Source organism: Microbacterium proteolyticum (genome assembly GCF_029639405.1).
Taxonomy (GTDB): domain Bacteria; phylum Actinomycetota; class Actinomycetes; order Actinomycetales; family Microbacteriaceae; genus Microbacterium.
In genome coordinates this window covers 326,574-345,051 of sequence record NZ_CP121274.1, presented here as the reverse complement: position 1 = coordinate 345,051, position 18,478 = coordinate 326,574, and the positions used below count along the sequence as shown (strand labels likewise).

22 protein-coding genes are annotated in these 18,478 nt (G+C 71.5%); 13 read left to right on the top strand and 9 right to left on the bottom strand.

Translation table 11 applies throughout. The features are described 5' to 3' along the window. The first annotated feature begins 86 nt into the window (after positions 1-86). From P8R59_RS02480 to P8R59_RS02455, 6 genes are all read left to right on the top strand, one after another. Entirely contained in the window at positions 87-482 is a 396-nt protein-coding gene (locus P8R59_RS02480; protein WP_077052409.1) for an ArsR/SmtB family transcription factor, read from the top strand. Positions 483-624: 142 nt separating this feature from the next. Beyond that, a complete protein-coding gene (locus P8R59_RS02475) occupies positions 625-816 on the top strand; it encodes a helix-turn-helix domain-containing protein (RefSeq protein WP_022877899.1) in 192 nt (63 codons plus the stop codon). An 83-nt stretch (positions 817-899) separates the two neighbouring features. Continuing rightward, positions 900-998 carry a 30S ribosomal protein bS22 gene (locus tag P8R59_RS02470; RefSeq protein ID WP_003792170.1) on the top strand — a complete coding sequence of 33 codons (99 nt, stop codon included), beginning with the start codon at positions 900-902 and terminating at the stop codon, positions 996-998. Between the two features lie 86 nt (positions 999-1,084). Further along, positions 1,085-1,378 (top strand): rhodanese-like domain-containing protein, encoded by a 294-nt coding sequence (locus tag P8R59_RS02465; RefSeq protein ID WP_278102572.1) that lies wholly within the window; start codon positions 1,085-1,087, stop codon positions 1,376-1,378. 31 nt (positions 1,379-1,409) lie between these two features. Beyond that, positions 1,410-1,688 (top strand): glutaredoxin family protein, encoded by a 279-nt coding sequence (locus tag P8R59_RS02460; RefSeq protein WP_278102571.1) that lies wholly within the window; start codon positions 1,410-1,412, stop codon positions 1,686-1,688. Further along, positions 1,685-1,987, top strand: coding sequence for a Dabb family protein (locus P8R59_RS02455; protein WP_077052406.1), 303 nt, complete (start codon positions 1,685-1,687; stop codon positions 1,985-1,987). Before P8R59_RS02460 ends, P8R59_RS02455 begins: the two co-directional genes overlap by 4 nt. Before the next feature lie 9 nt (positions 1,988-1,996). Here P8R59_RS02455 and P8R59_RS02450 read toward each other — a convergent pair whose 3' ends face one another. The 5 genes from P8R59_RS02450 to P8R59_RS02430 form a co-directional block, all read right to left on the bottom strand. After that, on the bottom strand, positions 1,997-3,052 hold the full coding sequence (locus tag P8R59_RS02450; protein WP_278102570.1) for an ATP-binding cassette domain-containing protein: 1,056 nt from the start codon (positions 3,050-3,052) through the stop codon (positions 1,997-1,999). A gap of 72 nt (positions 3,053-3,124) precedes the next feature. Next, positions 3,125-4,465 (bottom strand): aspartate--tRNA(Asn) ligase, encoded by a 1,341-nt coding sequence (gene aspS / locus P8R59_RS02445; RefSeq protein WP_278102569.1) that lies wholly within the window; start codon positions 4,463-4,465, stop codon positions 3,125-3,127. 39 nt (positions 4,466-4,504) lie between these two features. Next, positions 4,505-5,386, bottom strand: a complete 882-nt coding sequence (locus P8R59_RS02440) for a carbohydrate ABC transporter permease (RefSeq protein WP_278102568.1) — start codon at positions 5,384-5,386, stop codon at positions 4,505-4,507. Beyond that, positions 5,383-6,330 (bottom strand): carbohydrate ABC transporter permease, encoded by a 948-nt coding sequence (locus tag P8R59_RS02435; protein WP_278102567.1) that lies wholly within the window; start codon positions 6,328-6,330, stop codon positions 5,383-5,385. The genes P8R59_RS02440 and P8R59_RS02435 overlap by 4 nt, the downstream gene beginning before the upstream one ends. Then, positions 6,327-7,565 (bottom strand): sugar ABC transporter substrate-binding protein, encoded by a 1,239-nt coding sequence (locus P8R59_RS02430; protein ID WP_278102566.1) that lies wholly within the window; start codon positions 7,563-7,565, stop codon positions 6,327-6,329. Before P8R59_RS02430 ends, P8R59_RS02435 begins: the two co-directional genes overlap by 4 nt. Positions 7,566-7,746: 181 nt before the next feature. Between P8R59_RS02430 and P8R59_RS02425 the strand changes: the two genes are divergently transcribed. After that, entirely contained in the window at positions 7,747-8,739 is a 993-nt protein-coding gene (locus tag P8R59_RS02425) for a nucleoside hydrolase (protein WP_278102565.1), read from the top strand. 16 nt (positions 8,740-8,755) lie between these two features. Here the strand turns inward: P8R59_RS02425 and P8R59_RS02420 are convergent, their stop codons facing one another. The 4 genes from P8R59_RS02420 to P8R59_RS02405 are packed head-to-tail and all read right to left on the bottom strand — an operon-like array spanning position 8,756 to position 13,404. Then, positions 8,756-10,123, bottom strand: coding sequence for an NtaA/DmoA family FMN-dependent monooxygenase (locus P8R59_RS02420; protein WP_278102564.1), 1,368 nt, complete (start codon positions 10,121-10,123; stop codon positions 8,756-8,758). Next, a complete protein-coding gene (locus P8R59_RS02415; RefSeq protein ID WP_278102563.1) occupies positions 10,116-11,411 on the bottom strand; it encodes an amidohydrolase family protein in 1,296 nt (431 codons plus the stop codon). Before P8R59_RS02415 ends, P8R59_RS02420 begins: the two co-directional genes overlap by 8 nt. Then, positions 11,408-12,664: an adenosylhomocysteinase gene (locus P8R59_RS02410; protein ID WP_278102562.1), complete on the bottom strand. Its 1,257-nt coding sequence runs from the start codon at positions 12,662-12,664 to the stop codon at positions 11,408-11,410. The genes P8R59_RS02415 and P8R59_RS02410 overlap by 4 nt, the downstream gene beginning before the upstream one ends. Next, positions 12,661-13,404 (bottom strand): hypothetical protein, encoded by a 744-nt coding sequence (locus P8R59_RS02405; RefSeq protein WP_278102561.1) that lies wholly within the window; start codon positions 13,402-13,404, stop codon positions 12,661-12,663. The genes P8R59_RS02410 and P8R59_RS02405 overlap by 4 nt, the downstream gene beginning before the upstream one ends. 67 nt (positions 13,405-13,471) lie before the next feature. Here P8R59_RS02405 and P8R59_RS02400 point away from each other — a divergent pair, with 67 nt between their 5' ends. The 6 genes from P8R59_RS02400 to resB all read left to right on the top strand — a co-directional run bounded on the left by P8R59_RS02400 (position 13,472) and on the right by resB (position 18,478). Next, entirely contained in the window at positions 13,472-13,864 is a 393-nt protein-coding gene (locus tag P8R59_RS02400; RefSeq protein WP_278102560.1) for a hypothetical protein, read from the top strand. A 91-nt stretch (positions 13,865-13,955) separates the two neighbouring features. Further along, positions 13,956-14,642 (top strand): DedA family protein, encoded by a 687-nt coding sequence (locus P8R59_RS02395; RefSeq protein ID WP_278102559.1) that lies wholly within the window; start codon positions 13,956-13,958, stop codon positions 14,640-14,642. An 84-nt stretch (positions 14,643-14,726) separates the two neighbouring features. Next, a complete protein-coding gene (locus P8R59_RS02390; RefSeq protein ID WP_077052396.1) occupies positions 14,727-15,371 on the top strand; it encodes a histidine phosphatase family protein in 645 nt (214 codons plus the stop codon). Then, entirely contained in the window at positions 15,371-15,964 is a 594-nt protein-coding gene (locus P8R59_RS02385; RefSeq protein ID WP_278102558.1) for a TlpA family protein disulfide reductase, read from the top strand. The genes P8R59_RS02390 and P8R59_RS02385 overlap by 1 nt, the downstream gene beginning before the upstream one ends. Beyond that, a complete protein-coding gene (locus P8R59_RS02380; RefSeq protein ID WP_278102557.1) occupies positions 15,961-16,710 on the top strand; it encodes a cytochrome c biogenesis CcdA family protein in 750 nt (249 codons plus the stop codon). The genes P8R59_RS02385 and P8R59_RS02380 overlap by 4 nt, the downstream gene beginning before the upstream one ends. Before the next feature lie 25 nt (positions 16,711-16,735). Then, positions 16,736-18,478, top strand: coding sequence for a cytochrome c biogenesis protein ResB (resB, locus tag P8R59_RS02375; RefSeq protein ID WP_278102556.1), 1,743 nt, complete (start codon positions 16,736-16,738; stop codon positions 18,476-18,478).

Here is an 18,478-nt window from a genome sequence, read left to right as displayed (position 1 = left end):
GTCGGGCGTCGCCGCCATGCGTCGCTCCCTTCGGGGATGGAACCCGAATCATGGTACTCGGGCGGGCTCGCGGCTAACCTAATGCCATGGCGGACATCTTCGACGTGATCGCTGACGGCACGCGTCGCGACATCCTTCAGCTGCTCCTGGACCGGGCGACCGGCGGTGAGCGGGGCACGAGCGTCTCGCAGATCGTGCACGCGCTCGGCGTCAGCCAGCCCACCGTCTCGAAGCACCTGAAGGTGCTGCGCGAGGCGGAACTGGTCTCGGTGCGCGAGGAGGGCCAGCACCGCTACTACAGCCTGGCGGTGGCTCCGCTCGACGAGGTCGATGACTGGCTCGTGCCGTTCTTCTCGGTCGACGTCGAGAACGAGCCCGCCCTGCCGGAACCCGCCGTCCACGCGGCCGAGGTGATGGGCCGCGCGGCCGCCTCGGTGAAGCACTCGGTCACCTCCGCGTTCCGCAAGCTCCCCGGCCGCTGAACGGCCGCCGGGCCCCGGGAACACGGCATCCGCATCACACTTCCGTCACAGAAGCCCCATAGGTTTACACGCGTCTCGGGCAGACCCTAGAGTGTGTCCACAGCGAACAGGGGTGGCGGACACCCGCGGCGAAGGGTGATCGATGGCAGAGCTGCCCGACGTGCGTTTCCTGACGGTCGCCGAGGTCGCAGATCTGATGCGGGTCTCGAAGATGACCGTCTACCGCCTCGTACACGCCGGAGAACTGCCCGCCGTGCGGTTCGGACGCAGCTACCGGGTGCCCGAATCGGCGGTCGCCGAGGCTGTGCAGCGGCCGGTGTCCGACGTCGGCTAGACTGGTCCGAGGCCTTTTTCCAACGCCTGCCCGTTCCCGGGAGCCGACATCGGCACCCAGACCCCGACTTAGTGAGGTTTTCCGTGGGTTCTGTCATCAAGAAGCGCCGTAAGCGCATGGCGAAGAAGAAGCACCGCAAGCTGCTTCGCAAGACTCGTCACCAGCGTCGCAACAAGAAGTAACGCGACCACCACACCGAGCGCCTGTCATCCGACGGGCGCTTCGTGTATGCGGCATCCGATCACCGACGTCCTTTCGAGGAGCACACATGCAGTCCATCTCGGTCCACGACCTGCACGCCGGACGCAATCGTCCGCTGATCGATGTGCGCGAGGTCGACGAGTTCGCCGGAGGACACGTCCCCGGCGCCGTCAACCTGCCGATGTCGACGCTCGGCGAGAACCTGGACCAGCTCCCGGAGGGGGCCTTCGACGTCATCTGCCAGGCCGGCGGTCGCTCGGCGCGGGTCGTCGAGGCCCTGTCGGCGCGCGGCCACGACGCCACCAACGTCGAGGGCGGCACGGGCGAGTGGATCGCCTCGGGCTACGACGTCGAGTCCTGACACCCCGTCGCGCCCTCCTAGGATAGGTGGGGTGACGACCCTCACGCTCATCGGCAAGCCCGACTGTCATCTCTGCGACGTCGCCGAGCAGATCGTCGAGACGGTCGTGGGCGAGCTTCCGGCCGAGGTGGCCGACCGGCTCGTCATCGAGCAGGCGTCGATCGCCGAGGACACCGCCCTCTACGAGCGGTGGTGGGAGAAGATCCCCGTCGTCCTGATCGACGGCAAACTGCACGCGCACTGGCGCGTATCCGCCGACCGTCTCCGTGCCGCCCTTCTCGCGGCCGACCCCGAAGGAGCCTCCGCGTGAGCATTCGTCACATCGTCCTGTGGAAGCTCGCGGCGGACGACGCCGACACCCGCGCGCTGCACGCGGAGCAGATCGCCGAGCGGCTGCTGTCGCTCCGCGGCGAGATCGCCGAGATCGAACACCTCGAGGTGGGGCGGAACGTCGCCTACCCGCAGACGAACTGGGACGTGGCGCTCGTCAGCGAGTTCGCGGACGTCGAGGCCCTCGAGCGCTATCAGGTGCACCCGGCGCACCAGGAGGTGGCGGCGTTCGTCCGCACCGTGGTGACCGAGCGCGCGGGGATCGATTTCCCCGCCTGAGCCCAGCCCTCAGCTGAGCGGCCGCGTCGTCACGGGAACGGCCGCGAGGGCGATTCGCACCCGGGCGTGAAGGTCCAGGCGTGCATCGGCGGCGTGATCCACGTGGACGAGGCTCCCGTCGAGCGTGCGCACGAGCGACCGCCGCACGCGACCGAGGAACCTGCTCTCCTCGACGACGGCATCCATCCCGGGCGCGTCCGGCGCCACGAGGACGACGTTCTCGGGGCGGACCAGCACTTCGCAGTGCCCGTCGTGCGCGGACCCGGCCAGGGGGAGATGCTGCCCCCACACGTCGACTTCGGATCCCTCGACGATGCCGGGCACGCTGCTCACCGGTCCGAGCACCGCCGCGACGGCGGGCTCGGCCGCGCGGGCGTAGACCTGCTCGGGTGTGCCGTCGGCGGCGATGCGTCCGCGGTCGAGGACGATCACGCGGTCGGCGACGGCGATGGCTTCGGCGGTGTCGCGGGTGACCCAGACGGTCGTCGTTCCGCGGCGGCGGAGCTCGCTGACCAGAGCGTCCCGCAGCCGCTCCCGACCGACGGTGTGCAGAGCGCTGAGCGCATCGTCGAGCACCAGGGCTCGGGGCTCGGCGGCCAGCGCCCGCGCGATCGCGAGCCGTTGCCGGTCGCCCCGCGACAGGCGCCGTATCCCGGCATCCGGGGAGGTCAGCCCGACGAGGGCGAGGAGGCGTCTCACCTCGTCGTCGGCCCCGTGGGGATGACGCCCGCGGGGCAGCACGGCGTCGCGTACCCGCCCGAAGCGCGGAGCGCCGTCATCGAAGACCCCACCGAGTCGCGGCGCATCGGGTCGCGCCCGCCCGTCGATGAGCACCTCGCCGTGGTCGGCCCGCTCGCGGCCGGCGATGATCCCCGCGAGGGTGGTCGCGCCGCAGCCGGACTCGCCGACGATCGCGACGATGCCCCCCGCGGGCAGGTCCAGGTCGACTCCGTCGAGGACCCGCGCGCCCGCGCGGGAGCGGGTCACGCCCGAGAGCCGTACGCTCCACCCCGCGCCCGAGGAACCGTCCGAGGGGACGGCCACCGCGGCGCTGCCTTCGACCATGACGACACGCTAGGCGTCACGGATGACCTCGCCCGGCCCGGTGAGTGAACCTCGGGCGTCGGGCGGGGGAACTCAGGGAGCCAGGCGCGTGGGGCCGCGGAAGAGGAAGGTGACCTCGCGGATCGACGACTCGCCGAGCAGGAGCATCAGGACGCGCGCGAGGCCCATGCCGAAGCCGCCGTGCGGCGGGGCGCCGAAGCGGAAGAAGTCGAGGTAGAAATCGAGGTGCTCGGGGTCGAGCCCCTTCTCCTTCGCCTGCTCCACCAGGACGTCGACGCGGTGCTCGCGCTGCGCGCCGGTGGTGATCTCGACGCCGTTGAACAGCAGGTCGTACGACTTCGTGAGCCCGGTCTCGGGGTCGCGCATGTGGTAGAACGCGCGGATCTCGGGGTGGTAGTCGGTCACGAAGACGAACTGGTGGCCGAACGCTTCGCGGACGTGCGCGGCGATCTGGCGCTCGCCCTCGGGGTCGAGGTCGCCGTCGGTACGCGGGATGTCGTAGCCGCGGGCCGCGACGATCTCGCGGGCCTCCGCGAGCGGGATGCGCGGGAACGGCAGCGTCGGCACCTGCACCTCGACGCCGAACAGCTCCTGGATCTCGTCGCCGTGCTTGTCCTTGACGGCCTGGAACGCGGTCTGCAGGAGCTCCTCCTGCATACGGGCGACGTCCTCGTGCGAGTCGATCCAGCTGATCTCTGCATCCACCGAGGTGAACTCGGTCGCGTGGCGGCTCGTGAAGGACGGGTCGGCGCGGAACGCGGGCGCGATCTCGAAGATCTTGCCGAAGCCGGCGACCTGCGCCATCTGCTTGAAGAACTGCGGGCTCTGCGCGAGGTACGCGGTCTTGTCCTCGAAGTAGGGCACCTCGAACAGCTCGGCGTTGGACTCCGAGGGGGATGCCATGAGCTTGGGGGAGTGGATCTCGATGTAGTCGCGCTCGACCCAGTACGTGCGCATGGCGTGCTCGAGGGTGGTCTGCACGCGGAAGATGAGGTTGTTGCGACGCTGGCGGAGGTCGAGGAAGCGCCAGTCCATGCGCTTGTCCAGACCGCTGTCGGCGGCGATCGGGGTCTCGGGGTTGGCGGCAGCGGCGATCTCGAGGTCGCCGATCTTGATCTCGACGCCGCCGAGCTTGACGCGCTCGTCGTGCTTGAGCTCGCCGCGGACCGTCAGGAACGTGCCGTTGGCGAGGGCGCCGATCGTCTCGGTGAGGGCCAGGGCCGCGGCATCCTGTTCGCCGGCCTCCTCGGAGGGACGCGTGGCCGGGTTGACCAGCTGGACGGCGCCGGTCTCGTCGCGGAGGACGATGAACTGCACCTTCTTCTGATCGCGGACGGTCTCGACCCACCCCGACACCGAGACGGGGCCGGCGGGAAGGGACTTCAACTGCTGGATCAGGACGCGTTCGCTCACGAGGGACCAGTCTACGTGCGGGGGCGGGCCCGCCCGTGCTCAGCGTCCGGCGCCGGCGCTCAGACCCGCCTTGACGTGTCGCTGAGCCGCGAGGATCACCACCAGGGCGGGCACGCTCGCGATCAGGGAAGCGGCCATCGTCGCCGCCCACGTGTTGAGGTTCGAGTTCGCCAGCGCCAGGATCAGCACCGACATGGGGTACATCTCGTTGCGGTTGACCAGGGTCAGGCCGAACAGCAGATCGCCCCAGCTGAAGAGGAACGCGAAGACGCCGGCGGTGACGATGGCGTTGCGCGAGAGCGGGACGACGATCCGCCACAGCGTGCCGATCGGCCCGAGTCCGTCGACCGTCGCCGCCTCGATCACCTCGGTGTCCAGGCGCAGCATGAAGGCCCTCATCACGATGACCGCGAACGGGACGCCCGCGGTGGCGTTGGCCAGGATGAGCCCGATGAACGTGTTGAGCAGGCCCCACGAGTTGAACATCGCGTAGAACGAGGTGGCCAGGACGACGCTCGGGATCATCTGCGCGAGCAGCAGCAGGATGAGGGCGATGCTGACCGCCCGCGACCGCAGGCGGCTGAGCGCGTACGCGGCGGGGATGGCCACGAGCAGCGTCACGAGCACCGAGCCGAGCGAGACCAGGACCGACACGCGCAACCCGCCGATGCCGGCGTCGTCGAGCGCCTTCTCGTAGCCGCCGAGCCCGGGGGAGACCGGGAACCAGGCGGTGTCCGCCGAGTTGGCGGAGGGCTGCAGCGACGCAGAGATCATCCAGTAGACGGGGAAGAGGTAGACGGCGAGCACGACGATCGTGACGATCGTCCACGTCCAGCCGCGGCGGCGGCGACGCTCGGCGACGGGAGCGGCGACCGAGGCGGTCGTCGCGGGGGCCGGGGCGGCGGGCAGGGTCGCGGTCATTCGTCACGCTCCTGGCGCATGGACATCACGGTGTACACGATCGCGAACAGGATGCTGATGCCCAGCAGCAGCATCCCGTAGGCGCCGCCGAGTCCGAACTGGAACTGCTGGAACGCCTGCCGGTAGGACAGCAGGCCGAGGGTCACCGTGCTGTTGGCGGGACCGCCGGCCGTGAGGACGAGCACGAGGTCGACGATGAGGAGCGTGTAGACGACGCTCATGACGACGAGCACCGAGATCACGGGCCAGATCGTCGGCAGCACGATCGAGACGAGGCGACGCCAGGCGCCCGCCCCGTCGAGCTGAGCCGCCTCGAGCTGTTCGGCCGGCACCTGCTTGAGGGCCGCGCCCAGGATCGTGGCCCAGTAGGGCAGGCTCGCCCACACGGCGACCACGATGACGGCCGGGAGGGCGGTGGCCGGGTTCGCCAGCCACGCCTCGGCGGGAAGTCCGAGAGACCCCAGCACGTCGTTGATCGGTCCGTCCCCGGCGAGGAGCGACTTCCAGACGGTCGCCACGACGACCGCCGGGAGCAGCCACGGCAGGAGGATCAGGGTCGGCAGCCAGCGGCTGCCGGGGAATCTCCGGGCGAAGAGGAGCGCGAGGAGAAGCCCCAGGACGAGCTCGACGACGACCGAGACCACGGTGATCGTGACGGTGTTCGCCAGCGCGCGGAAGGTGATCGGCTCGGAGAGGATCGCCTCGAAGTTCGCCGTCCCGACGAACGGCGCCCGGCCGGTGATGAACGTCCCCGTCGTGAAGTTCGTCGTGCTCATGTACACGCCGTACCCGAGGGGGAACAGGAAGAAGACGATGAAGAACACGATGGCCGGGGTGAGGAACCCCCACAGCTCACCGCGCTGGCGCGCGGCCAGGGAACGCCGGAACCGACCGGGGGTGCGTGCCCCCGGCCGGCCGGTCGTCGTCAGCGTGTCCGCCGTCACTTGCCGCTGGCCTGCTCCAGGGCGGCCTGTGCCGTCTGTCCGCCGACCGTCGCCGCCTGGATGGCGTCGACGTACTGCTGCTGCAGCGTGTTCCACTCGGTGCCGAGCTGCGCGGAGTTGTACGCGCCGTCGACGGCGTCGACGAACGGGGCGGCGGCGGGGACCTTCTCGACGAAGGTGGCCTGCGCGCTCTTCAGCGCGGGGATGTATCCGCCCTGGACCGCGGTGTCGACCTGGTTCTCCTCTGACGCGCGGCACTTGACCAGCGCTGCGGCCGCGGCTTCCTTCGTCGCGTCGGCGTTGGCGGCGACGCCGTAGGCGTAGCCGAGGAGGTTCACCTTCGGCGACTCACCGGAGGTGGCGGTCGGGAAGGGGAACGTGCCCCACTCGAACGGGATCGAGGTGTCGACGAGGTTCCAGGGGCCCGACACCGTCAGAGCCGTCTTGCCGGAGGTCCACTGGTCGATCGAGTCCCAGCCCCAGTTGACGAACTCGGACGAGAGCGAGCCGTTGTCGACGAGCTTCTTGTACAGGTCGACGGCCTCGACGGCACCGGTGCCGGTCGGGTCGGCGGGGTCGCCGCCGGCGGAGAGGAGGAACGGCAGGAAGTACACCGGGGTCGAGCCGTCGCCGCCGATGCCCGGGAGGACGATGCCCTTCTGGTCGGCCGTGGTCAACGACGCTGCGAGCTTCACGAGGTCGTCGAAGGTCTTCGGCGCGGTCTCGGACACTCCGGCGGCGGCGAAGGCGGCCTTGTTGTAGAAGATGGCGTAGTCCTCGACCTGCACGGGCAGACCGTAGAGCGTGCCGTCGTAGCGGCCGAGGTCGGCGGCGCTGTCGGCGAGACCGTCCGTGCTCACGTCGTACGAGCTGAGGTCTGCGAGCACGCCCTGGGCGGCCAGCTGCGGCAGCTGCGTGTCGGTGGAGAGGAGGGCCACGTCGGGCAGGGCCTTGGCGCCGGCGGCCTGCAGCAGCTTCGTGGTGTAGTCGCCGGACTGGGTCTGCACGTCGACCGTGATGCCGAGGTCGGCGGCGCACGCTTCGAAGTACTGCTTCTGCAGGCCCTGGTAGGGCTCGAAGTCGATGTTGTTCCAGACGGTCAGGCTGACGCCGTCGAACCCGTCGGTCGGGGCGGGGGCGGCCTGACCGCCGGCGCAGGCCGTGAGGGCGAGAGCGGCGGTGAGACCGGCCGCGGGGAGTGCGACGCGACGCAGTCGCTGAGACGTGGATGCCATGGGGTGTGTCCGTTCCCGACGACGCCGACGGCGCCGATCGACATGTGCTGTGAGGGACGCGGGTCGGGGCCGCCCGCGTCATCCCTCACTCTGGGGTGTTCTCGTGACGAACAGGGAACGAACGCGTCACGCGGTGTAACACCGCGCCGTGTCGGCGGGAGCGACCGGGCAGGGTGAGTGCATGGCATCCGCTTCTCCTTCCGTCGTCCGCCGCGTCCTCGTGGACACCGACACCGGCCTCGACGACGCGCACTCCCTCATGTACCTGCTGGCCCAGCCCGACGTCGCGATCGAGGCCATCACGACGATCTACGGCAACACGCCGGTGGAGGACTCCGCGCGCAACGTCCGCACCGTGCTGCGGCTCGCGGGGCGCGAGGACATCCCGGTGCACCTGGGGGAGGCCGCGCCGATCGAGGGCGAGGCGTCCATCGCCGACTTCGTCCACGGCACCGACGGCCTCGGCGACCGCTTCGACCGCGCCGAGCTGCGCGTCGAGGACGAGAGCGCGGTGGATGCCATCGTGCGCATCGCCGCGGAGCACCCCGGTGAGGTGGACCTGCACCCCCTGGGGCCCCTCACCAACATCGCCCGCGCGCTCGAGCGCGACCCCGACCTGTTCCTGAAGTTCCGATCGGTGGTCATCATGGGCGGGGCGGGTCCGTACCCGGCCCCGGGTGGTGCGACCCTGACGGATGCCAACACCGCCAACGACCGTCGCGCCGCCGAGATCGTGTTCGGTGCGCGCAACTCCGGCAACGTCGTCATGGTGGGAGTGAACGTCACGGCGACGGCGATCCTCGACGAGCACGTGCTCGCCGTGCTGCGCGGGGTCGGGACCCCGTGGGCGACGTTCGCCGGCGAGGTGCTCGACGCGTACAACGACTTCTACCAGTACAAGTGGGGGCGTCGGATCTCGTCCGCCCACGACGGCCTGACGACCGTCATCCTGCACCGCCCGGAGATCGTCACGAGCTGGATCGAGGGACCGGTGGACTACACGCCGTACGCCGACTCCCTCGCGACCCGCATCGCGCTCACGCACGACGGCCTGCCGCTGGTGTGGGGGACACCGGAGGGGCCGATCGTCCGCGCGGTGACGGCGTTCGACAAGACGGAGTTCCTCCGCCGGTTCGTCCACGCTCTCTCGACGGGTCCGGCGCCGCGCGACTGACCGCGGCGCCGGCGGCTCACCGCGCGCCGGAGCGCGCGGGGTGGTCGTCGCCGAGGCGGTCGCGGCGGTCGGTGCGCAGCCGCGAGCGGAACGTGCCGTCCTGCGGGAAGCCGCCGTACAGCCCCCGCTCGCGCAACGCCGGGACGAGGAGCTCGGCGAAGTCCTCGACGGATCCGGGTGACAGGAACGGGTGCAGCAGGAAGCCGTCGACCCCCGACTCCTCGACGAAGGCCCCGATGGAGTCGGCGACGGTGTCGGGGGTGCCGAGGAAGCGGTCGTCCGCGAACGCGGTCACTTTCGAGAACTGGCGGCGCACGTCTCCGGCGGTGAGCACGGGCGCGTCGCTGCGCGTCTCCTTCGTCTGCGTCGCGTTCGTGCTGCGCTTGACGAGCGGCTCGTCGTCGGCGTACTGCGAGAAATCGATCCCGCCCCACCCGGCGTAGGCCGCCAGCTGCGCCTCCGCGGCGTAGTGCTCCTGGAGGGAATCGATCTTCTCCTGCACCGCGATCGCGGTCGGGGCGACCACGAGGTTCATGCCCACCACGGCGCGGATCTGGGAGGCATCCCGCCCCAGCTCCTCCGCCCGACGGCGGATGCCTGCGAGCCCCTCGCGCACCGCGACCGGATCGGAGTCGCCCACGAAGATCAGTTCGGCGTGCCGGGCGGCGAACTCGCGGCCGCGCGGCGACCATCCGGCCTGGATGACCACGGGGGTGCGCTGGGGCGACGGGGTCACGAGGTGGGGGCCGGCGACGCGGAAGTGCTCGCCGACGTGATCGATGCGGTGCACCTTGGCGGGGTCGGCGAAGACCCCGGATGCCTTGTCGCCGACGAACGCGTCGTCGTCCCAGCTGCGCTCCCACAGCGCGTAGGCGACCTCGAGGAACTCGTCGGCGCGGTCGTAGCGGCTGTCGTGCGCCATGACGTCCAGACCGAAGTTCGCCGCCGCCCCCGGCAGGTACGACGTCACGACGTTCCAGCCGATGCGCCCGCCGGTGAGGTGGTCGAGAGTGGAGAAGCGGCGCGCGTGTGCGAACGGGTGCTCGTACGTCGTCGACACCGTCGTCCCGAACGCGATGCGGTCGGTGACCGCGGCGAGCGCCGGGATGTGCAGCATCGGGTCGAGCGCCGGGATCTCCACGCCGTGACGGATCGCGGTCTCGGCCCCGCCCCGGTACGTGTCGTACAGCCCGAGCACGTCGCCGAAGAAGAACAGGTCCATGCCGGCGTCCTCGACGCGCCGCGCCTGGTCGGTCCAATACCCAAGCGACGTCGCCGACAACCGGTCGTCGGCGGGGTGGGTCCACAGGCTCGCGGCCGAGGAGCCGTTGCCGACGCAGGCCTGTTCGTAGAGGCCGAACAGCAGCGGGCGGGGGTCAGACATGGGCGGTGGTCCGTTCGTGATCGGCGGTGGTCGCCCAGCGGACGCGGCCGCCGACGACGGTGAGGGATGCCTCGGCGGGGCCGTCCTCGACGAGCTCAGCGAGGGCGTCGCGCGGCGTGGCCGAGGCGACGGGGAAGACGGCGAGGTCGGCGCGGGCCCCCGCACGGAGGACGCCGGTGTCGGCGTCCAGTCCGAGGGCGCGTGCGCCTCCCGTCGTCGCGGCCGCGAACAGGCGCGCGTGGAGGTCGTCGTCGGCGTACCCCTGGGCGCGGGCGATGTCCGCGAGCGCGGCGACGTCCTGCCACGGGGAGAGGCTCGGCGACGACGACAGCGAGTCCGTGCCGACGGCGATCGCGTTGCCCTCGCGCAGGTACGCGGCGACCGGGGGCGGGTCCAGGCCGATCACGGCGTTCGAGCGGGGGCACAGCGCCACGCTGACGCCGCGGGCGCGCAGGAGCGCCCGGTCGTCGGCATCCACGTAGATCCCGTGCGCGAGATGCGTCGTCGGGGTCAGGGCGCCGAGGTCGTCGAGGTACCGGATGACACCCGTGCCGACGCCGCCGTCGCGGAGCAGGGTGAACTCGCCGCGTCCGTTGGCCCGCCACCGCTCGGCGAGATCGCCCGTTCCGGAGCGCACGTACGCGTCCTCCCACGCCGACTCCGCCGCATGGATGTGCTGGCGCACACCGAGCGTCCGCGCGAGGCGCGAGAGATCGCGCAGCACGGCCGTGTCGAGCGAGTAGATCGCGTGGGGCGACAGACCCGTCGCCGGCGGGGTGGGGAGGGCCGCAAGCTCGGCGCGCACCGTGCGCTCGCCGTTCTCGGCCCACGCGCGCTCGGTCCAGCCGAGCACCTCCCAGAACGCGATGCCGTGGAGCCCCGCGTCGTGCACGGCGGAACCGGCGGCGGCATCGGTGACGATCTCGGCGACGGCCGTCGTGCCGGAGCGCAGGGCCAGGGCGGCGCCGGCCGCGGCCGACGCGCCCCAGTCGCGGGGGACAGGGTAGAGCTCCATGAAGGCGCTCATCCACGCCTCGAAGCCGGTGTGCTCGGCGAGGCCGACGGCCGCCATGTCGCTGTACTGCAGGTGCGTGTGGGCGTTGACGAGACCGGGGGTCAGCGCGCCGTCCCACTCGTGCAGCTCGGCGTCGGGGCCGGCGGCGGCGAGCACCTCGTCGGCGGGACCGACGTCGCGGATGCGACCGTCCGCGATCGTGACGGCTCCGTCCGTCAGCGGCGGCGAGCCGGGAGAGAGGACGACCGGGGCGCGGTGGACGACGACGGTCACTCCTCGCCCTCCTCGGGATTCCACGTCGCGAGGAACGCCTGCTGCGCCGCGGACGGCGCGTCCAACGTGCCGCCGAACGAGGAGAGGGCGATGGCGGCGACCTCGTCGTCGGCGGCCCGGGGCAGGTCGTGCACCCCCGGGGCGAGGTCGGGGGTCGAGAGCACGTGGGCGACGGAGGCGAGCTGGACACCGAAGGAGAGGTCCATGATCTCCACCGGGTTGCCTTCGGCGGCGCTGACGTTGAGGCAGTTCCCGTCGTCGAGGACTTGGACCTCGGCACCGCTCGGCATCCGGAGGATCGAGACGGCTCCCGTGCGCGCGATCTCGACGGCCCCCGCCGCGCGAGCGGCATCCAGGGCGATCTCCTGGCCCACGCCGCCGCCGACCGCGACGACCGCTCCGTCGCGGAGCGCGTCGAGATGCGGGACGTCGATCGTGTGACGGATGCCGGTGGCCGAGATGACGATGTCGGCGAACCGCACGGCCTCCGCCAGGGTGCGCACCTCGAACCCGGCGAAGGCCGCCTGGAGCGCGGCGACCGGATCGGTCTCGGTCACGACCACCCGCGCGCCGAGCGCGGCGGCGTGCTGCGCGATACCCGTTCCGACGCGTCCGAACCCGACGACGGCGACGGTCGCGCCGCGGAAGGAGCGGTCCGCCACGTCGGCGACGGCGAACACGACCGACTGCCCGGTGCCGTGCATGTTGTCGAACAGCGACTTCGACCGGGCGTCGTTGGCGGCCACGACGGGGATGCGCAGCGCGCCCTCGGCCTCCATGCGACGCAGCGGCCGTACCCCCGAGGTCGTCTGCTCGGTCGCCCCGCGCATCTCCGCGACGACGTCGGGGCGCTCGAGGTGGGCGAGGCGGATCGTCGAGGCGCCGTCGTCCACGATCACGTGGGGACGGTGCTCGAGGAGCGCCAGGGCGTTGGCCCGGTCCTCGGTGCGGTCGGCGTCGGCGCGGGCGTAGGTCGGGATGCCGGCGTGGGCCAGCGCCGCGGCCACCGCGTCGTCGGTGTTGCGACCGGCGGAGGTGACGGTCACGTCGGCCCCGGCCTCGGCCAGCGCGAGGGCGATCGTCGCGGTCTTGGGCTCCAGCACGTCCGAGACGCCGATGCGGACCCCTGCGACGGTGCCGTCGCGGGCGAGCCGCGCGGCGAGCGCCGTCGTCACGGGCATGTGGGCGCGGGCCCACTCGATCCGGTCGTGCCCGGCCCGCCACAGCCCCGGGTCGGCGATCCGGCCGCTCACGGAGTCACCGCCGAGGCGAAGGCGTCGTCGGCGCCGGTGATCAGGGCCGCGATCAGAGCGTCGACGAGGTGGAGCTGCGCCGAGGTGGGTCGCTCGCCCTCGACGGGGAGGGGCGAGGGCATCTCCACCAGGGATCCGTTCGGGGTCGTGCGCACGTGCGGGCGCGGGGACGGCAGGTCGGCGGCATCCACCGGCCGGGGGGAGGCATCGGCGACCAGACCCCGCACGTCGGTCGCCGTGAAGCCGTCGTGGCCGACACCCGTCAGGATCGTCACGGGCGTCGAGCCGGGCGCGGCGACGGCCTCGACGCGGATGCCGTCGAGCCGGGCGGCGAGTCGTTCGACCGGATCGTCGGTCGCGCGCACGACGGCGGCCCCCAGACGTCGCAGCACCGTCGTCAGCGCGGTGGCCGGCGCGCCGTCACCGACGATGCGCACCGTGCCTCCGGCGAGCGTCAGGTTCGTGCGAGCCGACAGTGCCAAAACGACCTGCTCGGCCCGCAGGTGGCCGTACAGGATGCCGAACGCCCGCGAGGCGAGCGGGTCGGGCGCCGCGGGATCGTGGATGACGTCGAGGTCCCAGGCCGAGCGGAGATCGGCGCGGAGGTCGGCGGGCACGGCGGGAAGAGGGCCGCCGTAGGAGAGCGCGACGGGCCCGACCGGACGCGCGTCGAGGAACCCCCGCGCGATCGGGAACACGGCGTCGGGCCCGGCGGGGGCGGCGGACGTGGAGGACGACACGGCTCGAACGTAGGGCGCGACGCCCGTCCGACGCGAATCGATGACGCCGCATCTCTAGGATGTGGCCGTGACGTATTCCCTCTCCCCGGAGTCGTACCGGACGCTGCGGCCCGAGCGGCCGCCGCGTCCCGCGCGCCGGGGCTGGGACCTCGTGATCACCGTCGTGCTGCTCGTCCTCCTGCCGCTCGCCGCCCTCGCCTGCTCCTACGCGGGGTTCTTCCTCGCGTTCGCGTCCGACGCCTGCGGCTCCGTGACGTGCGACTACGGCGTGATGAACTTCGGCCTCTGGTTCGCCGTCCTCGCCCCGTGGGTTGTGCTGCTGCTGACCGTGGTCGTCGCGATCATCCGGCTGGTGCGGCACCGCATCGCCTTCTGGGTGCCGCTGACGGGGATCGCGCTCATGGCCGTGACGTGGTTCGTCGCCGCCGCGATCGTCGGCGCCGGGGTCTCGGCATCCTGACCTCCTCCTCACAGGTGCTGCCGAGCCTGCGGCCCTAGGCTTCGTGCGGGCGTCCGGACGGGCGGCCGATCACCGAGCGCGAAGGCACCCGATGACCGACAGCACCCTGACCCTGCGCGGCGCGTCCGCGGACTCCTCCTCGGGCGACCAGTCCTGGCTGACGTCGCTCGCCGACTGGACCGTCTCGCTGATGGAGATCATCGGCCCCATCGGCGCCGGCCTCGCGATCGCGCTGGAGAACCTTTTCCCGCCGCTCCCGAGCGAGGTCGTGCTCCCGATGGCCGGACTCACCGCCAGCCGCGGCTCGTTCACGCTCTTCGAAGCACTGCTGTGGACCACCCTCGGCTCGGTCGTGGGCGCGTTCGCGCTGTACGGACTCGGCCGCTGGCTCGGAGCCGCCCGGCTCCGCGCGATCGCGGCGAAGGTCCCGCTGCTGCACCCCGAGGACGTCGACCGCACCGTCGCGTGGTTCGAGCGGCACGGGGGCAAGGCCGTGTTCTTCGGGCGGATGGTGCCGATCTTCCGCAGCCTCATCTCCATCCCCGCCGGCGTCGCGAAGATGCCGCTGTGGCGCTTCGGCCTGCTCACCGCCGCCGGCAGCCTCATCTGGAACACGATCTTCGTGCTGGCCGGGTACCTGCTCGGCGAGAACTGGCACGTCATCGAGCAGTACGCCGACGTCCTGAAGTACGTCGTCATCGTCGGAGTCACGGTGGGCGTCGCGTGGTTCTTCTATGTGCGCGTGCGCTCGTTGCTCGCCTCGCGCCGCGACGCGTGACCGGGGCGGGCGGATAGGTCGCCGTCGAACCAACGGCGCTCCTCGCTCAGCGTGCCCACAAGACCCGACCGTAGACTGGAGTCCGTGCCCGCAGACCGCCTCCATCTCGTGCGCCACGGGGAAGTCCACAACCCCCGCCGCGTGCTGTACGGTCGGCTCCCCGGATTCGGGTTGAGCGTCGACGGTCGCCGCATGGCACGGCAGGCCGCCGAGTACGTGCACGCGCTCGAGCGCCCGATCGGCGCCCTCGTCGTCTCGCCGCTGCAGCGCACGCGCGAGTCGGCCGAACCCTTCGTCGGACTCTTCGGCATCGAGCCGTTCATCGACGATCGCGTCATCGAGCCGACCAACGTGTTCGAGGGCCGACGGATGAAGAAGGCCCTGGCCAACCCGCTGAACTGGCGGCACCTCTCCCGCCCGGCGGTGCCCAGCTGGGGCGAGCCGTACGAGCGCATCGTCGCGCGCATGACCGAGGCGATGGCCGACGCCTGGGACCGCGTGCCCTCGGGCGACGTCGTCGTCGTCTCCCATCAGCTCCCCATCTGGGTGACGCACCTCGCGCTCTCCCAGCAGCCCACCCGCCACGACCCCCGCAAGCGCCGCTGCGCGCTGTCGAGCGTCACGAGCTTCGAGCGGCGAGACGGCGCCGCCGGCTCCTCGCGCTGGGTCGAGGTGGCGTACGCCGAGCCGGCCGCGACGGCCGGAGCCGTCGACGTAGGAGCCGTGTGATGCGCCGAATCCTCTCCGCCGCCGCCGCCCTCGCGCTGGTCGCGGGCCTCGCCTCGTGCAGCGCCGACCCGCTCGCCGAGCAGTACCGCGCCGGCGACAACAAGGGCTACATCGCCGCCAACGGGTTCCAGACGCAGGAGCTCGCCCCCGAGAACCGCGGCGAGCCCGTGGATTTCTCCGGCACGCTCGACAACGGCTCCACCGCCTCCAGCGCCGACTACGCCGGCACGGTGCTCGTCGTGAACTTCTGGTACGCCACCTGCGGCCCGTGCATCATCGAAGCGCCGCGCCTCGAGCAGGCCTACCAGACGTTCGAGGGTCAGGACGTCTCGTTCCTCGGCGTCAACACGTACGACCAGCCCGCGACCGCTCTGTCCTTCGCGCGTGACAACGGGGTGTCGTACTCGAGCCTGATGGCGGTGAGCGACGCCGAACTGAAGTTGGCGTTCGCCGACAAGACGCCCATCAACGCCACCCCCACGACCCTGGTCCTCGACCGGCAGGGCCGCGTCGCCGCGCGCATCATCGGCGAGCTGCCCGAGGCATCCATCCTCGAGGCGATGGTGCGCACGGTCCTCGCGGAGACCACGTGAACCCGGGCGCTCTCGTCTTCGACGGCGCGCTCTGGCTCGCGATCCCCATCGCCCTGGCCGCGGGTCTGATCTCGTTCCTCTCCCCGTGCGTGCTGCCGCTCGTTCCGGGCTACCTCGGATACATCGGCGGTGCCGTCTCGCCGCGAGGGGGATCGGCATCCGCGCCGGCCCGGTCTCGGCTGGTGTTCGGCACGCTGCTGTTCATCGCCGGATTCACGCTGGTGTTCATGGCCGTCAACGTCTTCAGCGGCACCGTGGGCATGTTCTTCCTGCGGTACGCCGACGTGATCACCCGCGTGATGGGCGTCGTCATCATCCTCCTGGGCCTGGTGTTCGTCGGGCTGTTCGGCCTCGCCCAGCGCTCGGTGCGCCTGCAGGCCCGCAGCAACCTCGGCCTCATCGGCGCCCCGCTCCTGGGCATCGCGCTCGGGGTCGGCTGGACCCCGTGCATCGGCCCGACCCTGGCGGCGATCCTCTCGGTGTCGTACAACCTGGGCGACCCCGGCCGCGCCGCCCTCCTGGGCCTCGCGTACTCGCTGGGCCTCGGCATCCCGTTCCTGCTCCTGGCTCTCGGCTTCGGGTGGGCGACCCGTTCGGTGGCGTTCGTGCGTCGCCACATCCGGCTCGTGAACCTCATCGGCGGCGGCCTGCTGATTGTGCTCGGCCTGCTGATGGTGACCGGCCTCTGGGGCACGTGGATGTCGACGCTGCAGGGGGTGATGCAGGGTGTCCAACTCCCGCTCTGACCTCTCGCCCGACCGGAAGAAGACCGTGACCGAACCCACCGACGGCGTGCTGCGCCCGTCCGACCACGCCGACTCCGCGCCCCCGTCCGGTGACGACGTCGTCTCGCCGCGCCTCGGCGTCGTCGGGTGGCTGCGCTGGGCATGGCGCCAGCTCACGAGCATGCGCACCGCGCTCGTGCTGCTGCTGCTGCTCGCGATCGCCGCGGTCCCGGGATCGCTCGTCCCGCAGCGCAGCGCCGACCCGAACGGCGTCACGCAGTACTTCACCGACAACCCCGACCTCGCGCCGGTGTTCGACAAGCTCAGCCTGTTCGACGTCTACACGTCGCCGTGGTTCTCGGCGATCTACATCCTGCTGTTCATCTCGCTGATCGGCTGCGTGCTGCCGCGCACCAAGCACCACTGGAAGGCCCTGCGGGCGCAGCCGCCGCGGACGCCCGCGCGGCTGTCGCGTCTGGACGACCATCGCACCGTCGACGTGCCCGTGCCGCCGGGGCAGGATGCCGCGACCGTCGCGGCCGCGGCCGTCGACTCCGCCGCGGCGCAGCTGCGCAAGAGCGGCTACCGCGTCGCCCGGTACGACGGGCGCGGCGCCTTCTCGGTCTCGGCCGAGCGGGGGTACCTGCGCGAGACCGGCAACCTCGTCTTCCACGCCGCGCTCGTGGGCGTGCTCGTCGCCGTCGGCGTCGGCGGTGGATTCACCTACACCGGGCAGCGCGTCCTCGTCGAGGGACAGGCGTTCACCAACAGCCTCCTCGACTACTCGTCGTTCAACCCCGGCCGCTTCGTCGACAGCAACGCCCTCGCCCCCTACTCGATGACGCTCGACCGTTTCGACGTCACCTACGTGCCGCCCGGGCAGCCCGGTTCGGGGCAGGCCGGCAACTTCGCCGCCAACGTGACCACCCTCACCCCGGACGGTCAGCGCCAGGACGGACAGGTGCGGGTCAACCACCCGCTCGACGTGCAGGGCGACCGCGTCTACCTGCTCGGCAACGGCTACGCGCCGACGGTGACCATCCGCAACGCCGACGGCGTGGAGGTGTTCCACGACTCCGTGGCCTTCCTTCCCCAGGATGCCAACATGACCTCGCTCGGCGTCATCAAGGTCGCCGACGGCATGCCCGAGCAGCTCGGTCTCATCGGATTCTTCTACCCCACGATGGACACCCTCACGTCGGGGGCGCTCACCTCGACCTACGGCGACCTGGAGTACCCGGTCCTCACCCTGCGCGTGTACGCGGGCGACCTCGGTATCGACGACGGCACCCCGCGGTCGGTCTATACCCTCGACCCCACGGGCATGACCCAGATCGCCGGGGGCGACAGCGGCACGCCGGCCCTGCGCCTCATGCCCGGCGAGACCCAGGACCTGCCGAACGGCCTCGGCACCATCACGTTCGAGAACGAGGCGCCCGCCGGCTCCACGGGATACGCCGGGTCGGTGAAGCGCTTCGCGTCGCTGTCGATCCACCGTGATCTCGCGGGTCCCTGGGTGCTCGGCTTCGCCGCGCTCGCGACCCTCGGCCTGCTCGCCGCGCTGTTCGTGCCGCGCCGTCGCATGTGGGTGAAGGCCACGTCCCACGGCGACACCGTCCGTGTGGAGTACGCGGGCCTCGCCCGCGGGGAGGACCCCACGCTCGCCGCCGCGGTCGACCAGGTCGTCGAACGGCACCGTCCCTCACTCCCGGCTCCGAAGCCGCGGAGCCGCCCCTCCCGTCCGGCTTCGGACGACCAGAGCCGCCCCGACACCGGAAAAGTAGACTGA

Bases quoted from the DNA above. Each gene is read 5' to 3' on its own strand.
- P8R59_RS02480 (WP_077052409.1), top strand. From the start codon at position 87: ATGGCGGACATCTTCGACGTGATCGCTGACGGCACGCGTCGCGACATC.
- P8R59_RS02395 (WP_278102559.1), top strand. From the start codon at position 13,956: ATGACCGACAGCACCCTGACCCTGCGCGGCGCGTCCGCGGACTCCTCC.
- P8R59_RS02440 (WP_278102568.1), bottom strand. From the start codon at position 5,386: ATGACCGCGACCCTGCCCGCCGCCCCGGCCCCCGCGACGACCGCCTCG.
- P8R59_RS02420 (WP_278102564.1), bottom strand. From the start codon at position 10,123: ATGTCTGACCCCCGCCCGCTGCTGTTCGGCCTCTACGAACAGGCCTGC.
- P8R59_RS02465 (WP_278102572.1), top strand. From the start codon at position 1,085: ATGCAGTCCATCTCGGTCCACGACCTGCACGCCGGACGCAATCGTCCG.
- P8R59_RS02385 (WP_278102558.1), top strand. From the start codon at position 15,371: ATGCGCCGAATCCTCTCCGCCGCCGCCGCCCTCGCGCTGGTCGCGGGC.
- P8R59_RS02450 (WP_278102570.1), bottom strand. From the start codon at position 3,052: ATGGTCGAAGGCAGCGCCGCGGTGGCCGTCCCCTCGGACGGTTCCTCG.
- P8R59_RS02430 (WP_278102566.1), bottom strand. From the start codon at position 7,565: ATGGCATCCACGTCTCAGCGACTGCGTCGCGTCGCACTCCCCGCGGCC.
- P8R59_RS02475 (WP_022877899.1), top strand. From the start codon at position 625: ATGGCAGAGCTGCCCGACGTGCGTTTCCTGACGGTCGCCGAGGTCGCA.
- P8R59_RS02425 (WP_278102565.1), top strand. From the start codon at position 7,747: ATGGCATCCGCTTCTCCTTCCGTCGTCCGCCGCGTCCTCGTGGACACC.